The 23,450-nt window shown below is 70.4% G+C and carries 28 protein-coding genes and 2 pseudogenes; 5 read left to right on the top strand and 25 right to left on the bottom strand.

Features of this window, described 5'->3' with window-relative positions:
- Window positions 1-17 precede the first annotated feature (17 nt).
- Window positions 18-1,412, bottom strand: a pseudogene (locus AOK24_RS02055) (IS200/IS605 family accessory protein TnpB-related protein); the annotation flags it as partial.
- A gap of 89 nt (window positions 1,413-1,501) precedes the next feature.
- On the opposite strand from AOK24_RS02055, the gene AOK24_RS02060 reads away from it, so the two are divergent.
- Complete coding sequence (locus tag AOK24_RS02060) at window positions 1,502-2,911, top strand: dihydrolipoyl dehydrogenase family protein (RefSeq protein ID WP_055718335.1); 1,410 nt, start codon at window positions 1,502-1,504, stop codon at window positions 2,909-2,911.
- 41 nt (window positions 2,912-2,952) lie between these two features.
- Here AOK24_RS02060 and AOK24_RS02065 read toward each other — a convergent pair whose 3' ends face one another.
- Window positions 2,953-3,591 carry a peptide deformylase gene (locus tag AOK24_RS02065; RefSeq protein ID WP_055718308.1) on the bottom strand — a complete coding sequence of 213 codons (639 nt, stop codon included), beginning with the start codon at window positions 3,589-3,591 and terminating at the stop codon, window positions 2,953-2,955.
- A 136-nt stretch (window positions 3,592-3,727) separates the two neighbouring features.
- On the opposite strand from AOK24_RS02065, the gene AOK24_RS02070 reads away from it, so the two are divergent.
- A complete protein-coding gene (locus tag AOK24_RS02070) occupies window positions 3,728-5,119 on the top strand; it encodes a PepSY-associated TM helix domain-containing protein (protein WP_055718309.1) in 1,392 nt (463 codons plus the stop codon).
- Window positions 5,120-5,168: 49 nt separating this feature from the next.
- Here the strand turns inward: AOK24_RS02070 and AOK24_RS02075 are convergent, their stop codons facing one another.
- Both AOK24_RS02075 and AOK24_RS02080 read right to left on the bottom strand, forming a co-directional pair.
- A complete protein-coding gene (locus tag AOK24_RS02075) occupies window positions 5,169-5,606 on the bottom strand; it encodes a helix-turn-helix domain-containing protein (protein ID WP_055718310.1) in 438 nt (145 codons plus the stop codon).
- Window positions 5,603-6,121, bottom strand: coding sequence for a MarR family winged helix-turn-helix transcriptional regulator (locus tag AOK24_RS02080; RefSeq protein WP_055718311.1), 519 nt, complete (start codon window positions 6,119-6,121; stop codon window positions 5,603-5,605). Before AOK24_RS02080 ends, AOK24_RS02075 begins: the two co-directional genes overlap by 4 nt.
- A 91-nt stretch (window positions 6,122-6,212) precedes the next feature.
- Between AOK24_RS02080 and AOK24_RS02085 the strand changes: the two are divergent.
- Window positions 6,213-6,395 (top strand): annotated as a pseudogene (locus tag AOK24_RS02085) (pirin family protein); the annotation flags it as partial.
- 297 nt (window positions 6,396-6,692) lie between these two features.
- Here the strand turns inward: AOK24_RS02085 and AOK24_RS02090 are convergent.
- The 3 genes from AOK24_RS02090 to AOK24_RS45305 are packed head-to-tail and all read right to left on the bottom strand — an operon-like array spanning window position 6,693 to window position 7,743.
- A complete protein-coding gene (locus AOK24_RS02090) occupies window positions 6,693-6,899 on the bottom strand; it encodes a hypothetical protein (protein ID WP_055718313.1) in 207 nt (68 codons plus the stop codon).
- Window positions 6,896-7,534, bottom strand: coding sequence for a hypothetical protein (locus AOK24_RS02095; protein WP_055718314.1), 639 nt, complete (start codon window positions 7,532-7,534; stop codon window positions 6,896-6,898). Before AOK24_RS02095 ends, AOK24_RS02090 begins: the two co-directional genes overlap by 4 nt.
- Complete coding sequence (locus AOK24_RS45305; RefSeq protein WP_079056636.1) at window positions 7,531-7,743, bottom strand: hypothetical protein; 213 nt, start codon at window positions 7,741-7,743, stop codon at window positions 7,531-7,533. The genes AOK24_RS02095 and AOK24_RS45305 overlap by 4 nt, the downstream gene beginning before the upstream one ends.
- Window positions 7,744-7,922: 179 nt before the next feature.
- On the opposite strand from AOK24_RS45305, the gene AOK24_RS02100 reads away from it, so the two are divergent.
- Both AOK24_RS02100 and AOK24_RS02105 read left to right on the top strand, forming a co-directional pair.
- Complete coding sequence (locus tag AOK24_RS02100) at window positions 7,923-8,675, top strand: DUF6879 family protein (RefSeq protein WP_055718315.1); 753 nt, start codon at window positions 7,923-7,925, stop codon at window positions 8,673-8,675.
- Between the two features lie 9 nt (window positions 8,676-8,684).
- Window positions 8,685-9,539 carry a helix-turn-helix domain-containing protein gene (locus AOK24_RS02105; RefSeq protein WP_055718316.1) on the top strand — a complete coding sequence of 285 codons (855 nt, stop codon included), beginning with the start codon at window positions 8,685-8,687 and terminating at the stop codon, window positions 9,537-9,539.
- A 42-nt stretch (window positions 9,540-9,581) separates the two neighbouring features.
- On the opposite strand, the gene AOK24_RS02110 is transcribed toward AOK24_RS02105, so the two are convergent.
- The 18 genes from AOK24_RS02110 to AOK24_RS02190 all read right to left on the bottom strand — a co-directional run bounded on the left by AOK24_RS02110 (window position 9,582) and on the right by AOK24_RS02190 (window position 23,286).
- Window positions 9,582-9,875 carry a hypothetical protein gene (locus tag AOK24_RS02110; protein ID WP_055718317.1) on the bottom strand — a complete coding sequence of 98 codons (294 nt, stop codon included), beginning with the start codon at window positions 9,873-9,875 and terminating at the stop codon, window positions 9,582-9,584.
- On the bottom strand, window positions 9,872-10,099 hold the full coding sequence (locus tag AOK24_RS02115) for a hypothetical protein (RefSeq protein ID WP_055718318.1): 228 nt from the start codon (window positions 10,097-10,099) through the stop codon (window positions 9,872-9,874). Before AOK24_RS02115 ends, AOK24_RS02110 begins: the two co-directional genes overlap by 4 nt.
- A 3-nt stretch (window positions 10,100-10,102) precedes the next feature.
- A complete protein-coding gene (locus AOK24_RS02120; protein ID WP_055718319.1) occupies window positions 10,103-10,975 on the bottom strand; it encodes a hypothetical protein in 873 nt (290 codons plus the stop codon).
- 13 nt (window positions 10,976-10,988) lie between these two features.
- Window positions 10,989-11,471 carry a hypothetical protein gene (locus tag AOK24_RS02125; protein WP_055718320.1) on the bottom strand — a complete coding sequence of 161 codons (483 nt, stop codon included), beginning with the start codon at window positions 11,469-11,471 and terminating at the stop codon, window positions 10,989-10,991.
- On the bottom strand, window positions 11,471-12,682 hold the full coding sequence (locus AOK24_RS02130; protein ID WP_055718321.1) for a hypothetical protein: 1,212 nt from the start codon (window positions 12,680-12,682) through the stop codon (window positions 11,471-11,473). The genes AOK24_RS02125 and AOK24_RS02130 overlap by 1 nt, the downstream gene beginning before the upstream one ends.
- Window positions 12,682-13,827: a hypothetical protein gene (locus AOK24_RS02135; protein ID WP_055718322.1), complete on the bottom strand. Its 1,146-nt coding sequence runs from the start codon at window positions 13,825-13,827 to the stop codon at window positions 12,682-12,684. The genes AOK24_RS02130 and AOK24_RS02135 overlap by 1 nt, the downstream gene beginning before the upstream one ends.
- Before the next feature lie 16 nt (window positions 13,828-13,843).
- On the bottom strand, window positions 13,844-14,698 hold the full coding sequence (locus AOK24_RS02140) for a phage distal tail protein (RefSeq protein WP_063799372.1): 855 nt from the start codon (window positions 14,696-14,698) through the stop codon (window positions 13,844-13,846).
- A gap of 2 nt (window positions 14,699-14,700) precedes the next feature.
- Window positions 14,701-18,192 carry a hypothetical protein gene (locus tag AOK24_RS02145; RefSeq protein ID WP_055718324.1) on the bottom strand — a complete coding sequence of 1,164 codons (3,492 nt, stop codon included), beginning with the start codon at window positions 18,190-18,192 and terminating at the stop codon, window positions 14,701-14,703.
- An 18-nt stretch (window positions 18,193-18,210) separates the two neighbouring features.
- Window positions 18,211-18,363, bottom strand: a complete 153-nt coding sequence (locus AOK24_RS52200) for a hypothetical protein (RefSeq protein WP_420876645.1) — start codon at window positions 18,361-18,363, stop codon at window positions 18,211-18,213.
- Complete coding sequence (locus tag AOK24_RS50155; RefSeq protein WP_055718325.1) at window positions 18,336-18,839, bottom strand: hypothetical protein; 504 nt, start codon at window positions 18,837-18,839, stop codon at window positions 18,336-18,338. The genes AOK24_RS52200 and AOK24_RS50155 overlap by 28 nt, the downstream gene beginning before the upstream one ends.
- 93 nt (window positions 18,840-18,932) lie before the next feature.
- Window positions 18,933-19,511, bottom strand: coding sequence for a hypothetical protein (locus AOK24_RS02155; protein WP_055718326.1), 579 nt, complete (start codon window positions 19,509-19,511; stop codon window positions 18,933-18,935).
- 31 nt (window positions 19,512-19,542) lie between these two features.
- Window positions 19,543-19,839: a hypothetical protein gene (locus AOK24_RS02160; protein WP_055718327.1), complete on the bottom strand. Its 297-nt coding sequence runs from the start codon at window positions 19,837-19,839 to the stop codon at window positions 19,543-19,545.
- Window positions 19,836-20,285, bottom strand: coding sequence for a hypothetical protein (locus tag AOK24_RS02165; protein ID WP_055718328.1), 450 nt, complete (start codon window positions 20,283-20,285; stop codon window positions 19,836-19,838). The genes AOK24_RS02160 and AOK24_RS02165 overlap by 4 nt, the downstream gene beginning before the upstream one ends.
- On the bottom strand, window positions 20,285-20,722 hold the full coding sequence (locus AOK24_RS02170) for an HK97-gp10 family putative phage morphogenesis protein (RefSeq protein ID WP_055718329.1): 438 nt from the start codon (window positions 20,720-20,722) through the stop codon (window positions 20,285-20,287). Before AOK24_RS02170 ends, AOK24_RS02165 begins: the two co-directional genes overlap by 1 nt.
- A 32-nt stretch (window positions 20,723-20,754) precedes the next feature.
- Window positions 20,755-21,438, bottom strand: a complete 684-nt coding sequence (locus AOK24_RS02175; protein WP_055718330.1) for a hypothetical protein — start codon at window positions 21,436-21,438, stop codon at window positions 20,755-20,757.
- Window positions 21,439-21,441: 3 nt separating this feature from the next.
- On the bottom strand, window positions 21,442-21,747 hold the full coding sequence (locus AOK24_RS02180; RefSeq protein WP_055718331.1) for a hypothetical protein: 306 nt from the start codon (window positions 21,745-21,747) through the stop codon (window positions 21,442-21,444).
- A 1-nt stretch (window position 21,748) separates the two neighbouring features.
- On the bottom strand, window positions 21,749-21,967 hold the full coding sequence (locus tag AOK24_RS02185) for a hypothetical protein (protein WP_055718332.1): 219 nt from the start codon (window positions 21,965-21,967) through the stop codon (window positions 21,749-21,751).
- The gene (locus AOK24_RS02190) at window positions 21,967-23,286 is read right to left on the bottom strand and encodes a phage major capsid protein (RefSeq protein WP_159051769.1); all 1,320 of its coding nucleotides are present in this window, start codon (window positions 23,284-23,286) and stop codon (window positions 21,967-21,969) included. The genes AOK24_RS02185 and AOK24_RS02190 overlap by 1 nt, the downstream gene beginning before the upstream one ends.
- Window positions 23,287-23,450 lie beyond the last annotated feature (164 nt).

The raw sequence follows: 23,450 nt of genomic DNA on the forward strand, positions 1-23,450 counted from the left end.
GGGTCTGCTCCTGCCCCGTTGCGGGCATCCCGAACGGTGTTGGGTGCCCTGGTCGCCCGCGTACTTGCCGCGTCCGGCGGCACGCATCGTGTGCGTGGTCCGGGAACGCGGGGGCGGGGCTCCTCGCGCCCGGTGGTCTCCGGTCGGGCCTGGACGGTCCGATGCCCGTGACGATCGCTCTGGTCGTCGCGGGGCGGTGCCGTCCGACGCCGGATCGGGTGCCCTTGGGCGCGTCGCCCGATCGCGATGCTCGCGGCATCGTGACGGGTCGTCCTGCGGTTCTTGGTGGTGAGGGGTTTCTGCCAGTGCTGGGCGCCCCACTTCGAGGTGTAGGCGGGGTCGACGGCGATGACGGTGATGCCGGTGGCGTCCGCCATGGAGGTCAGTCGGGCACGGAGTCTCCCCGTCGGTATGCCGGAGACGAGGTGCCGGAACTTCTTGCGGCGGCCGTGCCAGGCGGCGAGGTGGTCGGCGTTGGTGTCGACACCGATCACCCCTTCGGCGAGAGCCGCGGCCAGAGGGACGGTCCGGGTGACGGGGACGGTCCAGGCAGCGGTCAGATACCAGCGTCCTCGTGCTGTGTCGTGGTGGATGCGGTAGGCGACGGCCCGGTTCGCCTCGACGCGGTCGGCCCACTCGGTCCCCCGGTACGGAAAGGACACCCGCGCGGTGAGGACGTACCGGCCGTGCCCGCAGTTGGCGTACTCAGTCAGGGGCGCGGGGAGTTTGATGCTCACCTCGCCGTCCGGGGTGACGCGGATGGTCTCGTTGCCGTGGCGCTTGCCGGACTCACCGTCCGCCTGGAGGAACCAGCGCCCGGCCTCCCACCGTTCGCGCCACTGGGCCTCGGTGAGGTGGGCTTCTTCGAGGTGGTGGCGGGTGGTGAGCAGATGCCTGCCGCCCCGCACGACATGGACGACACCGGCCTCACGATCGGCGCGCACGACAGAGAGCCGGTCTTGCAGGACGTGCAGGCGGCGGGACTTCTGGAACCACTCCTTCTTCGAGCGGTAACCGCCCGGCGCGCGTTTGGTGCCTTTCTCTCCGATCGGCAGCGACAGCCGGTGCCTGATCGTGCGGATGCCGGCTTCGAGGGACTGGACGTGGGCGGCCTGTCCGCGCCGGGCGAGCGCCCACTGGTCATGGGTGGCCTTGGTGATGCTTCCGGCCCAGCGGGACGACGACAACGGCGTCAGCTCCCGCTTACGGTCCGCCCACGGCTCGGCGGAATGCTCCGGACCGTCAGCACAGCGTGCCTTGAGATCCAGGGAGGCGAGCCCGCCCAGATACGCCCCCACCAGTCCCAGAACCTTCTCGTCCTCCGGCGTCAGGTGCTCGAGACGGGTACGCACCGTGACACCAGTGGGACCGGGCACCACGAACGGCGCCGCCATCTCCCGCAGTCCGCTCACCGTGATCGCCCTTCCCCTCTGTTCCGGGTGTGAGGGGTCGGCTCGGGACCCCTGTGGCTCTGTTGTACGCCACCCACCAGACTGGGCCCATGAGTGAATCGGAAACCCTTACTTACGACGTGATCGTCATCGGCGCCGGGCCGGTCGGTGAGAACGTTGCTGATCGGACGCGGGCGGCGGGGCTGGCCACCGCGATCGTCGAGAGTGAACTCGTCGGGGGCGAGTGCTCCTACTGGGCCTGCATGCCGAGCAAAGCGCTGCTGCGGCCGGTCATCGCCCGTGCGGACGCGCGCCGGGTGCCGGGGCTGCGTGCTGCCGTCGCCGGGCCTCTCGACGTGCCCGCCGTCCTTGCCAACCGCGACTCCTTCACGTCGCACTGGAAGGACGACGGGCAGGTCGGGTGGGTCGAGGGGATCGGGGCGGAGCTGTACCGGGGGCATGGGCGTCTTGCCGGTGAGCGGACCGTGCGGGTCGGTGACAAGGTCCTGACGGCTCGGCATGCCGTGGTCGTCGCGACGGGGTCGCGGGCCGCTCTGCCGGGGCTGGAGGGGCTTGCGGAGGTGCGGCCGTGGACCAGTCGTGAGGCGACGAGTTCGCAGAGTGTGCCGGGGCGGCTGGTCGTCGTCGGCGGGGGAGTGGTCGCGGTCGAGATGGCCACCGCTTATCAGGCGCTGGGGTCGCGGGTGACGGTGCTGGTGCGGGGGAGCGGGGGGCTGCTGCCGAGGATGGAGCCGTTCGCGGGCGAGCTGGTCGCGGAGGCGCTCACGGAGGCGGGGGCGGAGATCCGTACGGGGGTGAACGTCGAGTCGGTGCGGCGGGAGGCGTCCGGCGCGGTACGGGTCGCGCTGGACAGCGGGGACGTGATCGAGGCGGACGAGATCCTCTTCGCGACGGGCCGCGCGCCGCGTACGGACGACCTGGGCCTGGAGACGGTGGGCCTGACGCCGGGTACGTGGCTGGAGGTGGACGACACGCTCCAGGTGACCGGCGTGGACTGGCTCTACGCGGTGGGCGACGCCAACCACCGGGCCCTCCTCACCCACCAGGGCAAGTACCAGGCCCGTATCGCGGGCGCGGCGATCACGGCCAGGGCGGCGGGCGACCCCCTGGGCCCCGCGCACAAGGCGGTCGCCGACCATCACGCCGTCCCGCAGGTCGTCTTCACGGACCCGGAGGCGGCCTCGGCGGGCCTGACCCTGGCCGAGGCGGAGTCCGCCGGGCACCGGGTCCGCGCGGTGGACGTGGAGCTCTCGTCGGTGGCGGGGGCCGGCCTGTACGCCGAGGGTTACCGGGGGCGGGCGCGGATGGTCGTGGACCTGGAGGAGGAGATCGTCAGGGGGGTGACCTTCGTGGGCCCCGGCGTGGGGGAGCTGATCCACTCGGCCACGGTCGCCATCGCCGGGCGCGTGCCGGTGGACCGGCTGTGGCATGCGGTGCCGGCCTATCCGACGGTCAGTGAGGTGTGGTTGCGGCTGCTGGAGGCGTACCGGGACCAGTAGGCGGGGTGCTGGTGTTCGCGGCACCCCCTGGAGCGGGCCTCTTAGGACAACGCGAACCCCAGCCCCTCCGCCGCCTCCCTCGGCGTCCCCTGGCCCCACCTCTGCGCCAGCACCTCGTTCGCGGCCAGCGACCGCAGCTCGGCCCGGTCCAGGTACAGCCCGCCGTCCAGGTGGTCCGTCTCGTGCTGGACGATCCGCGCGGCCCAGCCCGAGAAGACCTCGTCGACGATCCGGCCCGTCTCGTCCTCGCCCTTGAGCCGGACCTCGGCGTGGCGGGCGACGACCGCCTGGTAGCCGGGGACGCTGAGGCAGCCCTCGTAGAACGCGGCCCGTCCGGGGCCCACCCCTTCGTACGAGGGGTTGACCAGGACCCGGAACGGCTGGGGGGCACGGCTCCGCGCCGCCTTGATCTCCTCCGGGACCGTCGCCGGGTCCTCGATCACCGCGATGCGCAGGGGGACGCCGACCTGGGGGGCGGCGAGGCCCACTCCGGGGGCCGCGTGCATCGTGGTGCGGAGGGCCTCGATGAAGCGGGCCAGCAGGGAGGGGGCGAGCTGGCCCTCGTACCGGGGTGTGCCGGCGCGCAGGACCGGGTCGCCCGCCGCGACGATCGGCAACGGGCCGTCCGTGGCGAGGAGTTGCTCGATCCGGTCCGTGAGGGGGGTGTTCGGGGGTGTCATCGGGTCAGGATGCCACGCGGGCGACAGGGTGTGACGTAGGTCACTGAAATCGGCGGGAACTCGGCGCCGCCTTTCCCCGACTACTGAACCGCAACAGCTGACCGTCCCCGTCCCCAGCCCCCGGAGAACGCCGCCGATGTCCACCGCTCCCCCGATCACCACGGACGACGCCCCGACAGCGGACCCGGCGCCGAAGAAGCGGGGCCCGTGGGCGCCGCTGCGTCCGCTCGTCCTGCGGCTGCACTTCTACGCCGGAATCCTGGTCGCCCCGTTCCTGCTCGTCTCCGCGCTGACCGGCCTTCTCTACGCCGCCTCGTTCCAGGTGGAGAAGATCGTGTACGCCGATGAACTCACCGTCCCGGTGGGCGAGTCGAAGCTCCCCATATCGGAGCAGGTCGCGGCGGCGCGCAAGGCGCACCCGGAGGGCACGGTCTCGGCGGTCAGGCCCTCGCCGAAGGACGACGCGACGACCCGCGTCCTGCTGTCCGGCGTGCCGGGCGTCGAGGCCACGCACACGCTCGCCGTGTTCGTGGACCCCTACACGGCGAAGGTGAAGGGCGACCTGGAGCAGTACGGCTCGACGGGCGCCCTCCCGGTGCGCACCTGGATCGACGAGTTCCACCGGGATCTGAGGCTGGGTGAGAACGGCCGCCTGTACAGCGAGTTCGCGGCGAGCTGGCTGTGGGTGATCGCGCTGGGCGGCATCGTGCTGTGGTTCTCGCGGCGCAGGGCGCTGCGGAAGGTGCGCGGTACGAGTGGCCGCCGCCGCACCCTGGGCCTGCACGGCGCGCTGGGCGTCTGGGTGGCGCTCGGCTTCGTGTTCCTGTCCGCGACCGGCCTCACCTGGTCGAAGTACGCGGGCGAGAGCGTCACGCAACTGCGCACGTCCCTCGGCCAGACGACCCCGTCGGTGTCGTCGGCGGCGTCGGGCGGCGAGCACGCCGGACACGGCTCCGCCTCGGCGGCGGGCGGCACGGGCGAGCACGGCGTCGGCCTGGACAAGGTCCTCGCGGCGGCGCGGGCGAAGGGGCTCGGCGACCCCGTGGAGATCGTGCCGCCGGCCGACGCGGAGTCGGCGTACGTGGTCCGGCAGATCCAGCGCAGCTGGCCGGAGAAGCAGGACGCGGTGGCCGTGGACCCGGGGACGGGACAGGTCACGGACACGGTGCGGTTCGCGGACTACCCGGTGCTGGCGAAGCTGACCCGCTGGGGCATCGACCTGCACACCGGCATCCTCTTCGGCCTGGTCAACCAGATCGCGCTGGCGCTGCTGGCGCTCGCGCTGGTCACGATGATCCTGCTGGGCTACCGGATGTGGTGGCAGCGGGGGCGGGGCAGGGCGTTCGGGCGGCCGATCCCGAGGGGTGCGTGGGCGGAGGTCCCGCCGTACGTTCTCGTACCGGGGATGGCGCTGATCGCGGCGCTGGGCTACTTCGTTCCGCTGCTGGGGATTCCGCTCGCCGGGTTCATCGTGGTGGACGTGGTGCTGGGGGAGATCGCGCACCGCAGGAAGAAGACGGCGGCCTGACGACACGTACGGGGCCCGGTTCCTCTCGCGGAACCGGGCCCCGCGTCATCTACAGGTCCAGCTGCGCCAGTTCGGCGTTCGCGCGCTGCGTCACCACCTCCAGCACCCGCCCCGCGACCGCCAGCTCCTCCTCCGTGAGCCCGGCGTAGATCCGCGCCGACGCCTCCGCGATCTCCGCGCTGGCCGCCGCGAAGAGCTCGCGCCCGGCATCGGTCGGCCGCAGGAGGCGGGGCCCGTCGAAGAACTCCAGCAGCCCCCGCGCGGCGAGATGCGTCACCGCCTCCTTCGACACGTCGAAGTCGTTCTTGAGGTCGATGGTGAGCTGGTCCGCGATGTCGTCCGGCCGGAAGGGGCCGTCGGCGGCGAGCGCGGCGCGCAGCGCGAGGTGGTCGAGGAAGCCGAGCTGGTGCCGGTCGAGGACCCGCTCGGCGACCGCGCGTCCGGCGTGGTGGGCGAGGCCGATGATGCGGCCGTTGACAGTGGTCATGACGTCTCCCGAGTGATGTCGTGAGGTCGAGCGGTGTCGTCGTGGGGTCGAGCGGGGGTGTCAAGGGTCAGGGGTGTCTCCAGCAGCAGCCGCAGGTCGTCCGCGAAGGCCGTAGCCCGCGGGCTGTCCTGCCCTCCCAGCGGCGCCAGCATCTGGTCCAGCAGACTCTGCACCACTCCGATGGCCCGCCGGGTCACCGCGCTCCCCTCCTCCGTGAGGGTGAGCCGCATGGCCCGGGGATCGCGGGGGTCCTTCTCCCGTGAGAGCAGCCCGGCGGACTCCAGCGCCCGCGCCAGCTTGGAGACGTACAGCGCTTCGAGCCCCGTCCGGTCGGCGAGCCGGCGCTGGCTGGGCCGTACCCCCGCCCGCCGCATCCCGTGCAGCGAGGCCAGGACGACGTACTGCGCGTGCGTGAGACCCAGCGGAGCCAGCGCGCGGTCCACCGCGACCCGCCACTTGCCCGCGAGGCGCCAGACCAGCGAGCCGTGCGTCGCCTGCTCGTTCCCGGTGCTCATGGATCGATACCGTACATGGCTACTATGTCCATGGCTACCATCCCGGCGAAGTCGCCGGACAAGACCCGCCCCACGGGGCTAGGTTGACCCCATGAGCAACCTAGATCGGGCCCCGGCCCCCGCCGTCTGCGGCGGCCGGGGATTCGTCGTAGCGGAACCGGTACGCGAACTCCTCACCCCCCGCCGGGTCCAGCTCGGCGGGTCCACCGAGGTCCGCCGCCTGCTGCCGAACCTGGGCCGCAGGATGGTCGGCGCCTGGTGCTTCGTCGACCACTAGTCCAAAGCACACAGGCTCTGACCTGCGAAGCATGGTTACGAGGGTGCCTCAGGGAGCGATTCTTCTCCTGTAGGGCGACAAGCGGGAGCCCCGACCCGGTCTGGGTCGGGGCTCCGTGACCCTCTCTACCGCCTGGGGGGCATCAGAGAGGGTCGCTGGGGTGACCCGCCGCCGGCGCACGGGGGTACGCGCGGCGGCGGGCCTGGCCGCCCCCGCCGTGGGGGACGAAGCGGGCGGCCGTCGTACCCGTGCTCTACCGTCCGGCGCCGCCGCCGTCACGGGAGAGTACGGGGGTCACGGGGTGCCGGTGTGGCCGGTGGCGTGGGTGCGGATCATGACGGCGTAGTCCGACGCGCGGGAGCCGTCCCACGCCCGGAGAGCGTCCTCGCGCAGTCCGGCCAGCTCGGCGCAGCGCTCGCAGCCGGGGACCGGCTCGACAGGGGGCCCGTCCACCGACAGGTCGAACGGCTCAGGGGAACACGTCGTCTCGGACGTCCTCACTGACCCGCCTCCTCTGCCTTTTTCTTACGGGCCTCCTCAAGGGTTTCCTCGTGGGCGCGGAGGACGGGGAGGCCCCGGAGGATGAAGCCAGCGACGCGCTCGATCCGGCAGAGGTCGCCGACGAAGCGCGGCGGCACCGTCCAGTGGTTCCCCGGAGGCCGGGTGCGGCTGATGTCCGGCACTCCCAGCCAGGAGTCAGTCGTGCCGCTCGTGAGGTACGGGGCTTCGGGGTAGGGCCACTTGAGATCCTCGGCCGGGACGAGGGCGTAGTACGACACCCCGATCTCGTGCCGGTCGTGGATGACAGGACCGCGCAGTTCCTTCGCCAGGAGGGCGGCCACGGGCTTGTGGTCCGTGCTGCCGCTGACGAGGTGGATGAGGCTTCCGGGGATGCGTACGGCGGAGAACGGGCGGCCGAGGGGAAGAAGGGAAACTCCGTTCCTTGCCCAGTCGGTGTGTGCCTGCTCGGTCTTGCGATGGGCGCTCGCGAGCCACCCTCGGATCGCCCGCTCGCGGTCCCGGTCGGCGCCGACGGCGGAGGCCGGGAGGAGACCGGGGACCTTGGGAGGCGTGGGGTCGGCGGAAACCACGACGCCGGCGGCGGGTGTGTCAGGCGGAGGACTGGTGTCGGTCATGCTGCGGGCTCCCCTTGCTGGAGTGCGTACGCGAGTCGGAGGGCCACATCCGCCCGGATACGGCCGAGTTCCACGAGCCCGAGACTCGGCGAGCCGGGGTCTACTCCGAGCGACGGCAGCACGATCCCGGCGCGGTCCAGCGCCGTGCGAAGTACCTCCACGGCTGAGAACGGATCGACGGCGGGCGTAGTTGCAGGAGCAGAGGCCATGAACAGCACCGTACGAAGCGCCTGTTGACAGGCACCACGCTATGTTCTCGAATGTTCTCGATGGGTAGCCGGATGTTCTCAGATGGTCTCGAATAGTGGGCGTGACTCTGCATGACTGCCCCGCTACCGGGGCCATGCTGAAGACGCGGGAACTCCAACTACTCCCAGGGAGGCACCACATGGCCCGACGCCTGCGGTTCAACGGGACCGACAGCAAGCACGGCGGATGCCCGGCCTTGCACGAGGACATCGACTCGAAGGAGATCGTCGTACAGGGCAAGCCCCTCACCGACCCCGACGACATTGCCCAGCTCCAACACCTCAGTCCCGGCGAAGTCGCAGTGCTCGTCCCTCGGGAACTCCTGGTCAACCACGGCCCCAAGGAGATGGACCGCGTGCCCAAGCTCATCACCCTCGAAGAGTTCGGCCAGCTTTTCCACCACATCGAGCATTCGGCCTGGCACCTGGAGACCCGGCGTGGGTACGCGTCCGACCGCGAGGACTCCTCCTACGCAGCCTTCCTGGAAACCGGCACCACCCCGATGGATCTCGACAGCGAGTGGTGCGTGAACATCCGGGAACAGACCTCGCAGGGCAAGCGCATCGGCCGCGTCCGCGTCGTCGACAACCCGCCCACCGAAGGGCAGTTGTTCCTCCTCAGCTACGCAGAGTGCAACGCGGCGACCGGCGAGGACGTCCGCAGCATCTGGCGCGACGACGCCGCACGGGTTCACCTTCCGAACGAAGACTTCTGGATCTTCGACAGCCGACTCGTCGCTGTTCTACGGTTCGACGACGACGATGTCCTCCTCGACATCGAGGTGATCACCGAGCCTGCCGAGGTGCTGCGGTACTGCCAGGTCCGTGACGCCGCGGTCCACGCGTCCATCCCGTACGACGAGTTCGGGGCCCAGCTCCACACGAAGGGGTAACCGCGCCCGGTGAGCACCGACTTCCAGCAGGCCCGAGAAGCCCTCGGTATCCGCCTCAGGGAACTACGGCTGTCGGCGCCTGGAGGTCGGCTCACCGGACCACGACTTGCCCAGCGGCTCGGGTGGCCGCACTCGAAGATCTACAAGCTGGAGAACGGCCAGCAGACGGCGACCGCCGCTGACCTCCGCGCCTGGGCGGACGCCGTCGAAGCCCCCAACGTCTACGACGAGTTGGAAGCACGGCTACGGGGCTTCGAGTCACACATCCGCTCCTGGCGCCGTCAGCTCGCGGCGGGCCACCGCCCGGTGCAGGACAGTTGGAACCTGGAGGTGGAGCGGTCCACTGTCATCTACGCCTGGGAAGAGGCAGTCATCCCCGGCATGCTCCAAACCCCCGACTACGCCCGCGCGATCTTCATTCGCTACGCCGAGCTTTTTGGGTCGACGCGCGACACCGAGGAAGCTGTTCGTGCCCGCGATCTACGCCAGAAGTGGCTGTACGACGGTCGGCATCGGTTGCACGTTCTGATGTGGGAAGCGGCTCTCCACGCACTGATCTGCTCCCCCTCCGTCATGGTCGCGCAACTCGATCGCCTGGTGGGTGTGATCGGCATGGACACGGTGGAGTTGGGGATTATTCCGCTCAGTGCCTCACTCAAGATCCCTGCCGCCAACGGTTTCTGGATCTTCGATGAGCGGCTCGTGATCACCGAGGACTGGCACGCCGAGCTGTGGCTGAATGACGCGGATTCCCTCGCCACCTACCTGAGAATCTGGCGAACTCTGCGGGAGTCGGCGGTCTACGGGGCGGACGCGCACGCTGTGATTGCGCGGGCCCGCCGCGCTGTCCAGCCTCGGACATGACGAAGCGGCCCCCGCTCTCCCGAAGGAGCGCGGGGGCCGCAGTCACGTGCCGTCAGGTATCCGGGTCTCGACTCTCGTGATCCGGGTCTCGTGATCCGTGAGGCGCTCGTCGTGCTCGCCGAGGCGGACCATCACCCCCGGCCGGGCCGGTACTCCTGGCCGTTCGGGGGCGCCGAGCCAGTCTTCCCTGATCTCGTCGACCAGGTCCGCGATCCGTAGGACCGCCCGCAGCAGTCGCCACAGCAGGGCCGCCAGCGCGCCGAGCGCGGTGATCCCGACGGCCCACGCCACCATCATGTCGACGCTCGCCACACCGGTCGTCGCCTCCGCCGTCATCTACCACCCTCGCCCTCGTCCGTACGGAGCCAGCCCGGGAGGAGCGCCTGGACGCCGGGCAGCGCCATGACCCGGGTCGTCCCACCCGCGACGGCGAGCGCGCCGGCCACCCACGGCAGCGCGGCCGGGATTCCGGACGCGGAGACGACTGCGGGGAGGACGGCCGCGATACCGAGGCCTGTCTGGAGGATCGTGCGCGCGGTGCGCTTCGCCGCGTCGGACATGGGTCAGGCTCCCTTCGCGGCGAGGGCCGCAGTCAGCTTCTCGACAGCCGTGGTGAGGCTGTCGAGCCTGGCGGCGAGCGCGTCGTAGTGCGCGTCGCCGTACTCCAGGAACGTGCTGGCGGCCGTCGGCGTGGGCTTGCCCGCCGCGTCCTTGCGGAAGCGGTTCGGGATCGGGTGCTTCCAAACTTCGGCGGCGATCTCCTTGGCAGTGGCCATGTCGGTGTCCTCCTCGGACGTGGGGGTGGCGCCCTTCGCGAGGGCTATGAGGCGGGAGAAGTTGATCGAGCCCGGGTCGCCGTGGGTGTTCTCCGGAACGTGCATGTGCCCGCACACTCCCCGGAACTTGTTCCACTGCTCGTACGACATCCGCGCCTTGGCCGCGCCGTACGACCCCGGGTACGCAGGCCACGACGCCGGGCCGGTCAGGGGCACCCCGTGCTGGGTGTGCATCCACCTGAGGAACTGAGCGAGGTCGAAGAGCGCCCACTCCGGCGCCTCGGGCCAGTAGATGAAGTTGACGTTCTGCCGCTTCCCCGCCTTCACCCACTCGGCTCGGGTCGCCGGGTCGCAGGTGCCGACCAGTTCGACCTGTGCGACGTTGTTCGTGTTCGTCTCCACCCCGCCCTTCAGGTTGACGAGAGCGCGCGCGGAGACATCGACGTCGAAGTGCTGGAACCACCGCAGCTTCCCTGCGGTGAAGTCCGGCACGGCGGTGAGCGTCGGAGCGCTCGCACCGCCGCCGTAGTCCGGCAGCGTCCGGCCCTCCGTCGTGTGGAGGACGACGACGTTGACTTCCATCGGGCTTCCGCCGTACTTCCCCTGGTAGCGGTACTGCTGGCTGGCTCCCGGGTAGAGCTGGGGTCCGGTCTTGGGCATGGTGTTCCCTTCGTCAGATGAGCCGTGCGTATGTGGGGGCGCCGCCGATGCAGCCGCCCCCGCCGAACTTCCCGCCAGTCGTCGCGCCCGAGGTTCGCCGGACTTCGATCTGCACCTTGAGCTGCTGCATGGCGCGGTACGGGGTGAGGTCGAGGACGACCGCAGGGAAGGAGAAGGAGAACGTCGCGGGTACCGAACCGCTGGCGACGACGGTGGTGTCGTTGAACAACACCTGCCACGCCCCGCCGCTGTTGGTCGCCCCGACTTGGTCCCCGATGAACACCAGCCCGAGGGCGAGGCTGGCGGTCCGCGGGCTGAGGATCCCTTCCCACAACGTGGTGAAGGCGGTGGCGTCTTCGTACGCCACCCCATGCAGCGACGTCGGGTAGAACGGCATCTCGTCCCGCTCCCACCCCGCCCGCCGCAGCGCGGCGACTTCGGACTCCAGGCGGGCGATCCGCTGGAGCAGGCCCGGGGTCTGCGCTGTCTGCGGCATCACGCCCCCACACAGGTAAGACGGACCCGCTCGGGCCCGGCCGCTGCGGTGTTCTCGATGCGGACGATCCGCAGCACTGCCTCACGGCCGTGTGGGGACTGGGGCTCGGGGTCGATGACGAACAGCGCCTCGTCCCCCACGCTGTAGCTACCGAACTCCGGGTCGGTGTCCGCAGACACCTCGAAGACCGGCTGCACCTGCGCTTGCGACTGGGCAGTCAGCGCCGACGACGTCAGCCCCTGCACCTGCGCCTCGTCGATCACCCCGTCGTACGACGCCACGCCCTCCAGGAGCGGCCACCCCGAAGCGATCATGTCGTCCGCCGACGCCGTCCGTACGATCCGAGCCTCGCCCGTCCCGGCCCCCAGCCCGGACATCTCCGTGACGAGCGACGTGCCGTCCTCGGGCCAGTCGTACGACAGGATCGACCCGAACCCGCCGCCCTTGCTGAAGACCAAGCCGCTCTGCGCCGCCGTACGGCCCCGCCGGGGAAACCACGTTCTGGCCCTGCGGTAACGGACCGGCGGGTTGTTGTTCGCTGGGGAGGTCCATCCGACGTCGATCCCGAAGTCGAACCCGTCGTCGGCCGCCGCCAGTTCGGCGATCGCCTTGTAGATCTCGGGTCGCTCGTACCCGAAGTACGTCATCGTCCGCGTTACACCGTGGCCCGAGCCCGTCAGCGTGTTGAGGTCGAGGGGGATGTCCCCGCCGGCCTGATCTCGCGCGTACCGCAGCAGGCTCCACACGATGTGCTTCTGGTCCGGGTAGAGCCTCTGCGACGTGGAGGTGGTGCCGACGTACGTGGGGTCAATGAGCAGCGACGTGTCCGTGCTGAGGGTGCGCTTCACGTACCGGTGCTGAAAGTAGCTCAGCAGCTCGGCTGCCTGGATCTGCTTCCCGCCCCGTGCGGACGTGCGCGTCCACACGATCCCGGCCCAGACGATCACCCCGTCGCGGTCGACGTACACCACCGTGCGGGCCGGGGTGGATGCGGTCTCCGGATCGAGCGGCAGCGTCTCCGTCGAGTACGGGATGGTCCCCGTGAGCGTCCCGACGGCGTTCAGTTCGCAGCTGTAGGAGACGTCGGACATCGGGAGTTCAGCGAGCAACGTGTCCGTGCGCAGGTCGCAGAACAGGTACGTGTACGTGTGCTGCGCGGTCCCCGTCGGACCGGCCAGCAGCGCCGAAGCGAAGTCGGCGGGCGCGGTCATTAGGCGATCCTCTGCACGCGCAGCCACGACCCGGCCCGCATGATCGTGGCCTGCGCCGCGTTCGTAGTTCCCTGCGCCCACCTCAACCTCAACAGGCCAGCGGTGCCCGCCGTAGTGATCCGGCCTTTCGGATGCGCGGACACGTCGGTGCCGCCACCGAAGGTGCCGAGAAGGCGCACGGTGCTCTCGTCGGTCGAGACGATGTCCATGCCGGTCGCGGCGTTCTGTGACGGGCCGTTCCGCGACCACCGCAGGGTGCTGCCCGCAGGGATGCTCCACACCGCGCGGAGGTCACCGGGGCCAGCCGCGAACGTCTGCCCGGTGTAGATGAACAGCCCGTCGATCAGGTACGTCGCGTTGGCCGCGAGGCTGACGAACAAGTGGTCGTCGTCCTGGAGGGTCGCGTTACTCACGGACTCGTCCGCCGACTTGTACGCGGTCAGCCACGGCGATCCCGCCGAGGAGAGGAGTTGGCCCGTCGTCCCGTCGCCCTTGCCGTACACGAAGGTGTCCGTGTCGGTCCTGTACCGCACCTGGCCGGGGGCCGGGCGGTCCATGTCGACGGTCGACAGGATCGGCACGATGCCGCCTGCGGCGACGGAGTAAATGCGGACGTCGCCGATGTTGGCATTGGTCACGCTGGTCTGCGACGGTCCGATTGCGAGGTCCGCGAGGAGTTGCGCGTTGCTCGGCAGGGCGGGTCGTACCGTCGCCCCCGCGCTCGCCGCGTACGCACCCTGGATCACCTCAAGGCGCCACTCCGACGCCGAGCCCGAGTACTCGGCGTCGTACACCGAGGCCACCACACAGTCCTTCCGGTACTGCCCGGCCCCGCCAGCGGGCTGCACGGTGAGGGTGACGTCGCCATCGTTCGCACAGATGTAGGTGCCGACGCCCCCCGTGTCGTGCTGGTCGATGAAGCACACGCCGCCGGACACGATGACGGTCATGTTCGGAGTCGACGCCGCGCGCACCTTGAGCTGATAGTTCTGGTAGCTGGGCTTCACGCCCTGTCGAATCCGCAGCGGGGTCGCCTCGTCGAAGCTGAACCCCGAGTACGACATCAAGCCCGTCAGGGCCAGCCGGTCGTTGCGGGCCGGGTAGTTCCCGGCCTGCAACCACGCTGGGGGGTTGATCACGGCCATAGGGCCGCCTCCTCTCTTACAGGCTGGTGTCGCGCCAGGTGACGGTGAGCAGGGACTCTTGCCCGGGGGAGCCCGGCAACGCCGAGCCCCGGTAGGCGAGTTCGTTCGATCCGGGCGCGAGCAGGGGCCACACCGAGCCGGCGCGCACCCACGCCCTACGCGGAGCCGTCCCCATGTAGAGGACCGCCCGCGACCGGGTGTCGATCAGCACGAACTCCCCGGCCTGGAGATCCGCATCGAGCTGGAGGATGCCGCCAGCCGTCACCTGCTCCACCGCCGGATCGGACACCGGCCCGTCAAGGCGCAGCACCGGATACGCCGCGCTTGCGCCGCCGTTGACCGCCGTCAGCCGCCCCGACGTCCCCGCGCTCCCGTACGACCGCGGATAGGCCATCGGGTACGTCCGGCCGGCAGAAGGGCTGTACGCGGTCGTCGACTCCGAGCGCTCCTCCAGTCCGTACAGGTAGGGGTCGGCGCAGTACCACTCGATCGCCGCATCCCCGATCCGCCACAGCGCCTCGGCGTCGTACGGCAGGCTGCGCCTCCGAACCTTGCCGTAGACGAGCGTCCCCTGATCGACGAACTGGAGCATGGCGGGCTGCGCCTGCGGCTGCGTCGCGTTGCGCAGCGCAAGGGTCAGTGCGCGGAGATCGTCCGGGCTGTCCCCGCGAACGCCCAGCTTCAACTGGATCGTGCGCGCTGCGGTGTAGTCGGGGCCCGTGTAGTCGCCGTGCTGGCCCGGTCGCTCCACGTCCTCGGCGCGAATGTCCGGGAGGTCGTCCAGCCCCTCCACGGCGGTGACTGCGTACGGCGTGCCGGGCCCGAAGGTCAGGTCGCCCCACTGCACGTTGCCGAGTCGCTGCTGCGCCATCGTCACCGCCCCCCGACTAGTCCCTGCCACGACAGCGCGCGCAGGATGCCGTCCGGGCTCGCTTCGGAGCCGTACAGGTTGAAGGTGTTGTGCTGGTCTCCGCCGCTGCCCCCGCCGCCGTACACCGCCGCGAGTTGCCCGGCCGTCGGAGTCGACGCGATCGCGCGAGCGCCGACATCGAGCGCGGCCCCGGCCATCGAGCGCGCCGCGTCCCGGACGCGGGCGACCGAGGCGAGGATGCCGCCGCGCAGGCCCTCGCCGTCCATGACGCCGATCGCATGGAAGGCCCGGGATGGGCTGCGGGTCTTGTGGACGGTCTTGACGGTCTTCAGCATCTGCTCGGCGATCCGCCTCATCTGCGCCTCGATGGCGCGCTCCTGGCTCTTCAGCCCGGCGACAAGTCCCTGAGCCGCGCGAATGCCTGCGCCGTACAGGGCGTCGCCGACCGTCGCGCCGGTCGCCGTCGCGCTCTTCGCCAACTGCGCCTGGAGGTCGTTGATCTGCTTCACCTGCGCGGGCGTTGCCTTGGCGAGTGCGGCGGCCGTCGCCGCGCCCCCGGCCACCCCGGCATCGGCGATCTGCTGGAGGAGGTCCGCGCGGAGACCCGACTTCTTCAGCGCAGCGATGTTCGCCTGGAACTCGGTGCTCTTCTTCAGTGCCTGCTGGAGCCCGACCGTGATTGCGGTCACCGAGTTGACGTCGCCGCGCCCCGTGGTGATGTTGGCCTCGTCGAGGATCCCCGACGTGATGTCCCCCGCCGCCTTCGCGCGGGCCTTCACCAGGTCGTCCAGCCTCTTCTGTGCTGCGGCGAGCTGCTTGAGGACGCCGTCCCTTCGGGTCACCTGCGCCTGAAGCTCGGCGGTCGCCTTCGCCAGCACCTTCCCGTACCCGCTCCGCACGTTGGCGGGGAGCGCCTTCGTGATCGAGCTGAGCTTGGACCGCAGCTGCGCCGTGGTGCCGTCGATCCCCTTGATGAACCCCTCGATCAGCAACCTGCCCGCAGGGGTGAGGATCTTCGCGTCCTTCTCCTTCGGCCCCTTCCAGTCCGTGAGTTTGCTGGTCAGGCCCGACAGAGTGGACTGCACGTCGGCGATCTTCGATTTGATGCCGCTGATGAATCCGGAGATCAGCGACGCGCCCGCGCTGGCCAACCGTCCGCCGAGATTCCCGAGCGCCGACGCCGCGCGACCCGGCAGCGTAGCAACGAGGGACGCCGCCTCGCCGAGCTTGGTGCGGATGGTGCTGATCATCCGATCGTGCGCGGCACCGGCCGCCGTCATCAGCCGCCCGGCCAACGGCGCGAGCGCCGTAGCCAGCTTCACGGGCAAGCTCACGAAGAGGCTGATCGCGATGGACACCATCCCCGAGACGGCCTTCTTGACCCCGTCCATGGCGCCCGACACGTCACCCCGCAGGAGCGCAGTCAGGGCCTGGAGCGCGGGGGCGACGACGGTACGGATCACGACAGTCAGGCCCGTCGCGAAGAGCGCGGCGAGCTGGCCGACGCCGGACAGGATGGGCCCGATCGCGGGGGCGAGCTGGGCCATCAGTAGGGCAGCAAGCTGGGCCGCAGCTTGGAGCAACGGGGCGAGCGCGGCTAGAAGTTCACCGCCCGCGACCCCAAGTTGCACGAAGCTGGGGGCGAGGTCGATCAGGAGATCGCCCATGTTGGTCAGCGCGAAGATCAGTTGCCCGGTCAGGAGCTGGGCGAGTGGATCGATGATCTTCGGGAGCTGCGCCAGGATGGGGGCAAGCGCTCCCTGCAAGATCGTCGCGACCTGATCGATCACGGGGGCGAGCGCCTGGAAAACCGTCTGACAGGCAACCAGAAGCGGCGTTAGTGCGGGTAGGAGCGCGGCAGCAAGCTGTCCGATGACGGGCAGGAGCGGTGACGCCGCGTCGACCAGCACCCCCACGGCGGCAGCCGCCTGTACCAACACGGGACCGAGTGCGGTGATGATCGGCTGGAGCCCGGCGCCGAGCGCGCGGATCAGGGTCTGCGCAGGGGGACCGAGGGCGGTCAGCACGGGGGCGACCGCAGCCAGGGCCTGCCCGAGCAGCGGAGCGGCCGTGGCTCCGAGCGTGGCCATGGTCTGAAACAGGGCGCTTAGCCCGTTTTGGGCCGGGACTGATGCGGTGACCTTCGCGATCTCCCCGGTGATGTCCTGGAGGATGCCGAGGAACGCGCCCCCGCCAGGGCCCGCAGCGAAGAGGTTGCCGACGATCTGGGCGACGTTGCCGCCGACGTCGGCCAGCGTCCCCAGCAGGCCGATCGCCTGGTCGATCGCCTGCTCCAGGCTCCCCGACTCAAACGCTGCTCCGAGCCGAGCACCGATGCGGGTAGCCGCGTCACCGGCCTTCGCGGTCAGCCGGTCGAAGGACGGCCCCGCCGCAGCCGCGACTTGGCCCAGCCCGGTGACCAGCAGGCCGGGAATGCCGCTGAGGTTCTTCAGGCCCTTGCTGGCTGAGCCGAGCGCCTTCCCCAGCGTGCCGCTGTCCGCCAGCCCCTTGGCCGCGTCCAGCGTCCCGACCGCCATCCCCCGCAGCGCGCCCGCCGTCGACAGGAGGTTCGTCCGCAGCACCGGCAACACCGACTTGCCCGTACGCTCCAGCCGATCGCCGAGCCCGTCGAAGAACTCCTGCTGAACGTCCTTCTGGAGATCCCGCAGCGCTGGGCCAGCGTCCCGCACGGCGAGCGCGAACTCCCGCGCGCTGGGGGCCAGCTCCTTCAGCGCCTTGTCGAACTCCGTCGCCTTGCTCGGATCGAGCGCCGCCGACAGCGCGTCGCCCATGCCCGCCGTCGCCAGCTTCACCGCGCCGGCCGCGAGCGCCACCGACACGAGCCCCGTCGCCGCGAGACCGGACGCAGGCACGATCTCCGCGACCACAGCCGACGCACCTGCGAGGAGCGGCAGCGCGGCGCCGACCGCCGCCGTGACCTTGCCGACCGCCCCGGCGACCCCGCCGAGCGATCCGGCCATGCCGCCGAGGCGTCCGAGGATCCCAGTCAGCCGGTCCATGCCCCGGACGCGGTCCTCGTCGACGCGCACGTTCACGTCGACATCGACGTCCGTGTCGTCCACGTGCCGCGCCGCAGCCAGTACGGCAGAGAGCTGGGCCGTTGCCTGCTGCGTTGCGGCCCGCACCTCGACCCGCGGGTGCTCGTCGCTAATCCGCTGCATGTGCGCCTGGAGGCGCTCCATCTGCCGGACCGCGTCGTCGATCGAGATGTCGACGCCGATGCGCTGCGAGTCCAGCTGGGCCAGCTCGCGGTGAATGCGGACGAGGTCGCGGTCGAGGGGATCGGAGTTCCCGTCAATCTCTACCTGGGGGAGGTTGCGGAGCAGCCGGTCCAGCTCGCGGTTGACTCCCCGCCCCAGGGCCGCGCCCATCGAGGAGCCCTGCGTGGAGGCGTCCGAGACCGCACCGGACACACCGTCCAGGTTGACCTGGAGGTGCGACACCAAGTTCGGCAAGTTGATGTCGTTGGCCACGGCTCACCTCCTCGGCGGTTACTTGCGGTGCATCGCGGCGAACCCCAGGAGCGAGGCGCCGTCAGCAGGTTCGGTCTCACGTCGGCCGCCGGTCTGGTGGGCGGCCTGGTGCTCGTCGGCCAGCGTCATGAGCTGGCTGAGCGTCATGCCCCAGAAGTCGCCGGGAGGAATGTGAAGGGCACCGACGGCGAGGTAGAGGAACTGTCCCCAGGGGAAGGCAACGTCTCCACCGGGGTCGGGGCGTTTCCCCGGCTCCGGGACTCCAGCGCGCGGCTGAGCGCGGCCGTGAAGGCGCGGGTGTATTCGTCGAGGCGTCCGGGGTCGAGGAGGTCGTCGAGCATCACGCCGTCCGCGCGCCGCCGGTAGACGATGTCCTGGATGCGGCGCTCGCCCTTGGCGTCCTGGTACTCGCGGATGTGGGGCTCGAAGCCGCCGGGGCCGACTGTGCCCGCACCGATAATCTGGGAGAGCGGGCCGAACGCGGCGCCCTGTCCGGTCGAGTCGATCGCGGACTGCACGGCGCCGACCGAGCCGAACTTCGCTTCGAGGAGCGCGAGCGCGCGGAAGGAGTAGCGGAGCGGTACTTCGGTGCCGTCGGTGAGGGTGACGGTGCCGCCCTCGGCGAGGAGGTCAAGGCCAGTGGTCATGGTGGTGGGTCCCTATGTGAGTGCCGGGCTTCGGCCTGCGGATGGGGAGGGGACCGTACGGGCGCGCTGAGCGATGGACGCGCCCGCACGGGGTCACGGCGTTGCGGCCGTCGCGATCGCGGTGGCGGTCTCGTTGATCGTCACGTCGATCCAGTCGCCGGTGCTGATCAGCGGCACGGCGCGCGCTTCGTTCTCCGGGGTCTTGTAGTCCTCCTCGGCAAGACCGAGGCCGGGGAATCCGGACATGACGCACTTCAGCAGCGCGAAGTGCACGTCGCCGCCGACGAGGTCACCGCCACTCGTCGGGGTCTTGGCCTCGATCTTGAAGGGCTTCGGCTTGGCGCCCTTCTTCAGCTTCCACTTCGTCGTCTGCGACGGCGTGGTACCGGCGTCGGTGACCGTGCTCTCCATCAGCGCGACCAGCACGTCCAGCGACAGCTTGGCGTGCGGCCACGACACGGTGATGTTGGAGATCGAGGAGTCGCTGTCGAGGAGTCCGTTGTCGCCGCGCAGTTCCTTGACCTCCACGTCACCGGAGATCTCCAGCGACTTGATGCCGGGCACGTCGATGCCCGCGGCGTACGACGGCGTGCCGCCGTCCGGGTCGGAGAGCAGCGGGAAGATCTTGCAGTCCTCCACCGCGTACAGCTTGGTCACTCGGGAGATGGCCATCGGGTTGTCCTTCCTGGTGCCGGGGTTCGGCTCAGCTCGGGGGCGGGGTGTCTGCCAGGTCGCCGGGGACGACGCCCAGCACCGAGCCCGGCAGCAGCTCGGCGAGCGCCTCGTCCGGGACGCCGGCGGCTTGGGTGGGGATCGTGGAGTCGACGACCCACCAGCACGTGCCGGGTCGGCCGGCGGTCGGGTAGACGATCGCGGCGCCGTCGGTGACGGTCCCCTCGGGGAGGGTGAGGTAGGCGGTGTCGGGGCGCGGGGGCCACGACGGGGCGAGGTAGGAGATCACCTCGTCGCGGTCCATCGGGAGGTACACGGGATCGCTCATGGGGCCACCTCGTCGCGCAGCAGGGTCCGCCGGACCGTGATGGTGATCGAGTGGCGGACGCGGTTGTCCTCGATGGGGATGCGGTCGATGTCCTGGACGCGGACGGCGGTGACCTTCGCGGGGTGCGCGGAGAGGGTGCAGCCGTGGAGGGCGTGCGCGATGGCCTCGGCGAGGCCGTACCGCTCGGTGACCTTCGTGGTGGCAGCGCCGGTCTGGACACGGGCGCGCTGGACGAGGTCGACGATGACGGTCTCGGCAATGTTGATCTCGGCGTTCGGGTCCCCGAAGTCACCGTTGGCGATCGTGTCGAGTCCGGCGGGGATGCCCTCCTGGACGACGATGAACGGCTCGCCTTGCCCCTGGCGGGGGCCGTCTCTGAACACGGGTACGCCGAAGCCGCGCGCCTCCAGGTACGCCTTGATCGCGCCGGACGTCGTGGCGGCCATCAGCGCCGTCCGATCTGCGAGGCGTGCGCCCGCCAGAAGATCGGCGTCAGCTCGATCGCCGGACGAAGGAACGGTTGCGGCCGGGTGCCGGGGTGGTTGACCTGCGCGACCGGGTGGGCGGCGCCGGGCCAGAACAGGGCCTTCTTGTTGCGCGGCTTGATGACGTGCGGCGCGGTCCCGTACTCCACCGCCGCCGCGTAGTTGACGTTCGTCCCCACGACGTAGCCGACCGACCGGCCGCTGCTCTCGGCGCGCGAGACGATCGAGGAGCGCAGGCGGCCGGTGTCGACCGGCGCGCGACGGCGGGCCTCGTTCTGCACGTCGATGCGGGTCCGGTCCACGGCCCGCTTCACGTCGTCCGACATCCCGCCGAACCAGCGCCGGAGGCCCCGTTCGTACGCGCGGGTGTTGATCGTCGTCGTCGCCTCGGCCCGCATCCGCGTTGAGACACGCGCTCTCGCCCGCACCATCACACGCCCCCGATCAAGGTGTGACCCCGGTTGAGATAGCCCGCGAGAAGGGCGTCCACCTGCGTCGATCCGGTAGACGACGACGGGTCGACGGTCGACGACGACTCGTCGTCGGTGTTCTCGATGGCGACGTTGTTGCCCTCGTCGTCCACCTGGAGGCCCGGGTCCTGCGCGGCGTCCGCATCCGACGGCGCAGCCTTCGCCTGGACGTCGGCGGCCAGCAGCGCGCACGCCTGCGCGACGAGGAGCGGCACCTCGGCGTACCCGAAGACGCCGGTCACCTCGACCTGCCGCGCACCCCACCGGTCCCACAGTCCTGCCCAGCCGCCGTTGTACGACTCGGCGCCGACGACCAGGTCGTCCCAGCCGCCCAGCCTCAGGTGCACGGCGTCGACCTGTCCAAGCACGTCAGACGACGTGACCCGGTACGCAGACGACGGGACCGACGGGACGTCGTCGGACGCCAGGACGGGCTTGACCGAGGCGACGGTTCGGACGCGGCGCGGGAGGATGACCAGTCCCCCCGCGCCGACATCCGCCACCACCACCAGGTCAGTTGGTTCGAAGAGCTGCTGCGTGTAGGCGTCGATCCGCTCCCGGGCAGCGGCGATCCAGGCCGCGACCTCGGCATCGGTGCCGGTCACGCCCTTCTCGCGCGCGTCAGCCAGGGAGCAGTACGCCATCGGTCAGCCCTCGGCGCTCTCGGCGGCCGGCGCGGCGTCCAGCTCGCGCTTCACGCCCTCGGTGATCAGCGCGCCCTTGACGGCGATCTGCCGGGCGTAGCCGCCGGGGTGCGTGTGCACGACCGGTCCCGTGGGCTCACCGGTCCCCGCCGCGTCGAGCGCCCGGTACGCGTCGTCCGGCGCCTGCCGGCCGACCGCCCACGCCTCGCCTCCGGTGTACTGGCGGGTGGAGACGATCGCCACGTTGGGCTGCTCGTCGACCTCGGGCTGCTCGACCTCGGCGGGAGTCGCCGCCTTCTGTGCTGCCATGTCAGGCACCTCCGATGACGCCGCGCGTACGGAGCGCGGCCAGCAGGGCGTTGAACTCGGCTTGCGTGGGTGCAGCCGAGGAGTTGTTGACGACCGGCTTCGTCGAGCCGTCCATCAGGGCCGGAGCGGACCCGATGACGCGGATCACCTCGGTGTCCTGGTTCTCGACACGGGCGGCGCTGCTCTTCGTCAGCGTCACCTGCTTGACGACGGCGCCCACTACGGCAGCGCCGCAAACGTGATCTTCACGAACGCTGCGGGCGTGTGCACCGCGACGTTCGCCCGACGCTCCGCGAGGACCACCAGCGTGTTCGCGGTGAACAGCTCCGCGTGCGAGTCGGTCATGAGGATCGTGATCCCCTGCCGCTCCCACAGCGTCGCGCCCATGCGGAAACCGCCGAGCAGGGCGGTGCCGCTGGCCATCGCGACCGAGGTGACGACGGTCAGGCCCCAGATCCGCATCGGCGCACCGGAGTCGGTCACCGTGGTGATGACGCGGAACTGGCCGTTCGCGTCGGTGTCCAGCTCGATGTCCTGCCAGTCGAGCGGGTTCATCACGATCGCGTCCGGCGGGTACAGGGCCAGCTCGCCCTGGGTCTTCGCCTTGCGAACGGTGATGAGCTTCGGGTCCGTGTTGCCCGACGGCGGCTGGTAGGTGCCAATGCCCGAGGTCGTGAGAATCCCCTGCATCTGCGACGTGCCATTGCCGGTGAGGATCTCGCGGTCGAGCTTGTACTCCAGGCCGTACGTCAGCCTCCCGTTGATGTAGCCCATCAGCTGGCTGTTGTCGTCAGCGGCCTGCCGCGTGATCGGTACCCAGTGGGCGACGGTCTTGAGACTGGTGCTGATCAGGTCGAAGGAGAACGGGCCGCTCTTCGGCTTGTCCCCGCCTTCCGCAACGACGGCCGCGTTGTTCCACGACGACTGCGGGCCGGATGTGTCCCGCATGTACTCCAGCGTGGTGCCATCGCTGGACTGCCTATCGATCAGGCTCGCGATGAGCAGCGGCATGTCCGGGTTCTGCGGGATGATCCCGGGTACCCGGGTGTTCTGCTGCGGCTGTGTGCCCGTGGTGACGGTGCCGGCCGGGGCCGCGCGGAACTCGACCGCGCCGGACTCGCCTCGGAAGCCGCGCTCGCGGAACGTCTGGAGCGCAGCGGACCGAACGAACGCTTCGGCCACGGTGACGGGGTCCGGGTTGCCGTCCTCGTCGGGGCCCATGCCTGGCTGCTGGCGCTGGCTGGGGTTGGGCTGCGGATCCCCCGGGGGCACGGCGCCCTGAAGGGCTCGGAGTCGGGCAGCACGGGCGTTGGCCTGCTCGATCTGCGCACTGACCTGGTCGGCCCGTGCCAGGAGTTCGTCGATGTCGCCGTCGTAGTTCGGGTCGGCGAGGAGCCGGGCGACCTCGTCGCGCTGCTCCAGCAAGGTCGGGGCGCCGCCCTTGATCGCGTAGATCGGGTACCGCTTGCTCGGGTCCTCACCGGATGCGGCGCGGCCCTTGCGGTAGCCGAGGGGGCGGACCTTGGCGAAGTTGCTCACCGTGGTTTCCTTTCGGCCGGTGGACGGCTCGCAGCCGCCCATACGTGATGGGTGTCTGCGGTCCGTCTGTCACGGCCGGTGGATCGCGCCCGGCAGGCTCGCGGCTTTCACGTCCGGTGCGAGCGGCCCGGATGGGGGGAGGGTAGATCGAATCGGGGGATGCG

Origin of the sequence: Streptomyces niveiscabiei (assembly GCF_001419795.1) — a bacterium.
In the GTDB taxonomy this organism is placed as follows: domain Bacteria; phylum Actinomycetota; class Actinomycetes; order Streptomycetales; family Streptomycetaceae; genus Streptomyces; species Streptomyces niveiscabiei.

Excerpts from the sequence above, each read along its gene's own strand:
- AOK24_RS02060 (WP_055718335.1), top strand. The coding sequence starts at position 1,502 with ATGAGTGAATCGGAAACCCTTACTTACGACGTGATCGTCATCGGCGCC.
- AOK24_RS02065 (WP_055718308.1), bottom strand. The coding sequence starts at position 3,591 with ATGACACCCCCGAACACCCCCCTCACGGACCGGATCGAGCAACTCCTC.
- AOK24_RS02070 (WP_055718309.1), top strand. The coding sequence starts at position 3,728 with ATGTCCACCGCTCCCCCGATCACCACGGACGACGCCCCGACAGCGGAC.
- AOK24_RS02075 (WP_055718310.1), bottom strand. The coding sequence starts at position 5,606 with ATGACCACTGTCAACGGCCGCATCATCGGCCTCGCCCACCACGCCGGA.
- AOK24_RS02080 (WP_055718311.1), bottom strand. The coding sequence starts at position 6,121 with ATGAGCACCGGGAACGAGCAGGCGACGCACGGCTCGCTGGTCTGGCGC.
- AOK24_RS02095 (WP_055718314.1), bottom strand. The coding sequence starts at position 7,534 with ATGACCGACACCAGTCCTCCGCCTGACACACCCGCCGCCGGCGTCGTG.
- AOK24_RS45305 (WP_079056636.1), bottom strand. The coding sequence starts at position 7,743 with ATGGCCTCTGCTCCTGCAACTACGCCCGCCGTCGATCCGTTCTCAGCC.
- AOK24_RS02100 (WP_055718315.1), top strand. The coding sequence starts at position 7,923 with ATGGCCCGACGCCTGCGGTTCAACGGGACCGACAGCAAGCACGGCGGA.
- AOK24_RS02110 (WP_055718317.1), bottom strand. The coding sequence starts at position 9,875 with ATGACGGCGGAGGCGACGACCGGTGTGGCGAGCGTCGACATGATGGTG.
- AOK24_RS02115 (WP_055718318.1), bottom strand. The coding sequence starts at position 10,099 with ATGTCCGACGCGGCGAAGCGCACCGCGCGCACGATCCTCCAGACAGGC.
- AOK24_RS02120 (WP_055718319.1), bottom strand. The coding sequence starts at position 10,975 with ATGCCCAAGACCGGACCCCAGCTCTACCCGGGAGCCAGCCAGCAGTAC.
- AOK24_RS02125 (WP_055718320.1), bottom strand. The coding sequence starts at position 11,471 with ATGCCGCAGACAGCGCAGACCCCGGGCCTGCTCCAGCGGATCGCCCGC.
- AOK24_RS02130 (WP_055718321.1), bottom strand. The coding sequence starts at position 12,682 with ATGACCGCGCCCGCCGACTTCGCTTCGGCGCTGCTGGCCGGTCCGACG.
- AOK24_RS02135 (WP_055718322.1), bottom strand. The coding sequence starts at position 13,827 with ATGGCCGTGATCAACCCCCCAGCGTGGTTGCAGGCCGGGAACTACCCG.
- AOK24_RS02140 (WP_063799372.1), bottom strand. The coding sequence starts at position 14,698 with ATGGCGCAGCAGCGACTCGGCAACGTGCAGTGGGGCGACCTGACCTTC.
- AOK24_RS50155 (WP_055718325.1), bottom strand. The coding sequence starts at position 18,839 with ATGACCACTGGCCTTGACCTCCTCGCCGAGGGCGGCACCGTCACCCTC.
- AOK24_RS02155 (WP_055718326.1), bottom strand. The coding sequence starts at position 19,511 with ATGGCCATCTCCCGAGTGACCAAGCTGTACGCGGTGGAGGACTGCAAG.
- AOK24_RS02160 (WP_055718327.1), bottom strand. The coding sequence starts at position 19,839 with ATGAGCGATCCCGTGTACCTCCCGATGGACCGCGACGAGGTGATCTCC.
- AOK24_RS02165 (WP_055718328.1), bottom strand. The coding sequence starts at position 20,285 with ATGGCCGCCACGACGTCCGGCGCGATCAAGGCGTACCTGGAGGCGCGC.
- AOK24_RS02170 (WP_055718329.1), bottom strand. The coding sequence starts at position 20,722 with ATGCGGGCCGAGGCGACGACGACGATCAACACCCGCGCGTACGAACGG.
- AOK24_RS02175 (WP_055718330.1), bottom strand. The coding sequence starts at position 21,438 with ATGGCGTACTGCTCCCTGGCTGACGCGCGCGAGAAGGGCGTGACCGGC.
- AOK24_RS02180 (WP_055718331.1), bottom strand. The coding sequence starts at position 21,747 with ATGGCAGCACAGAAGGCGGCGACTCCCGCCGAGGTCGAGCAGCCCGAG.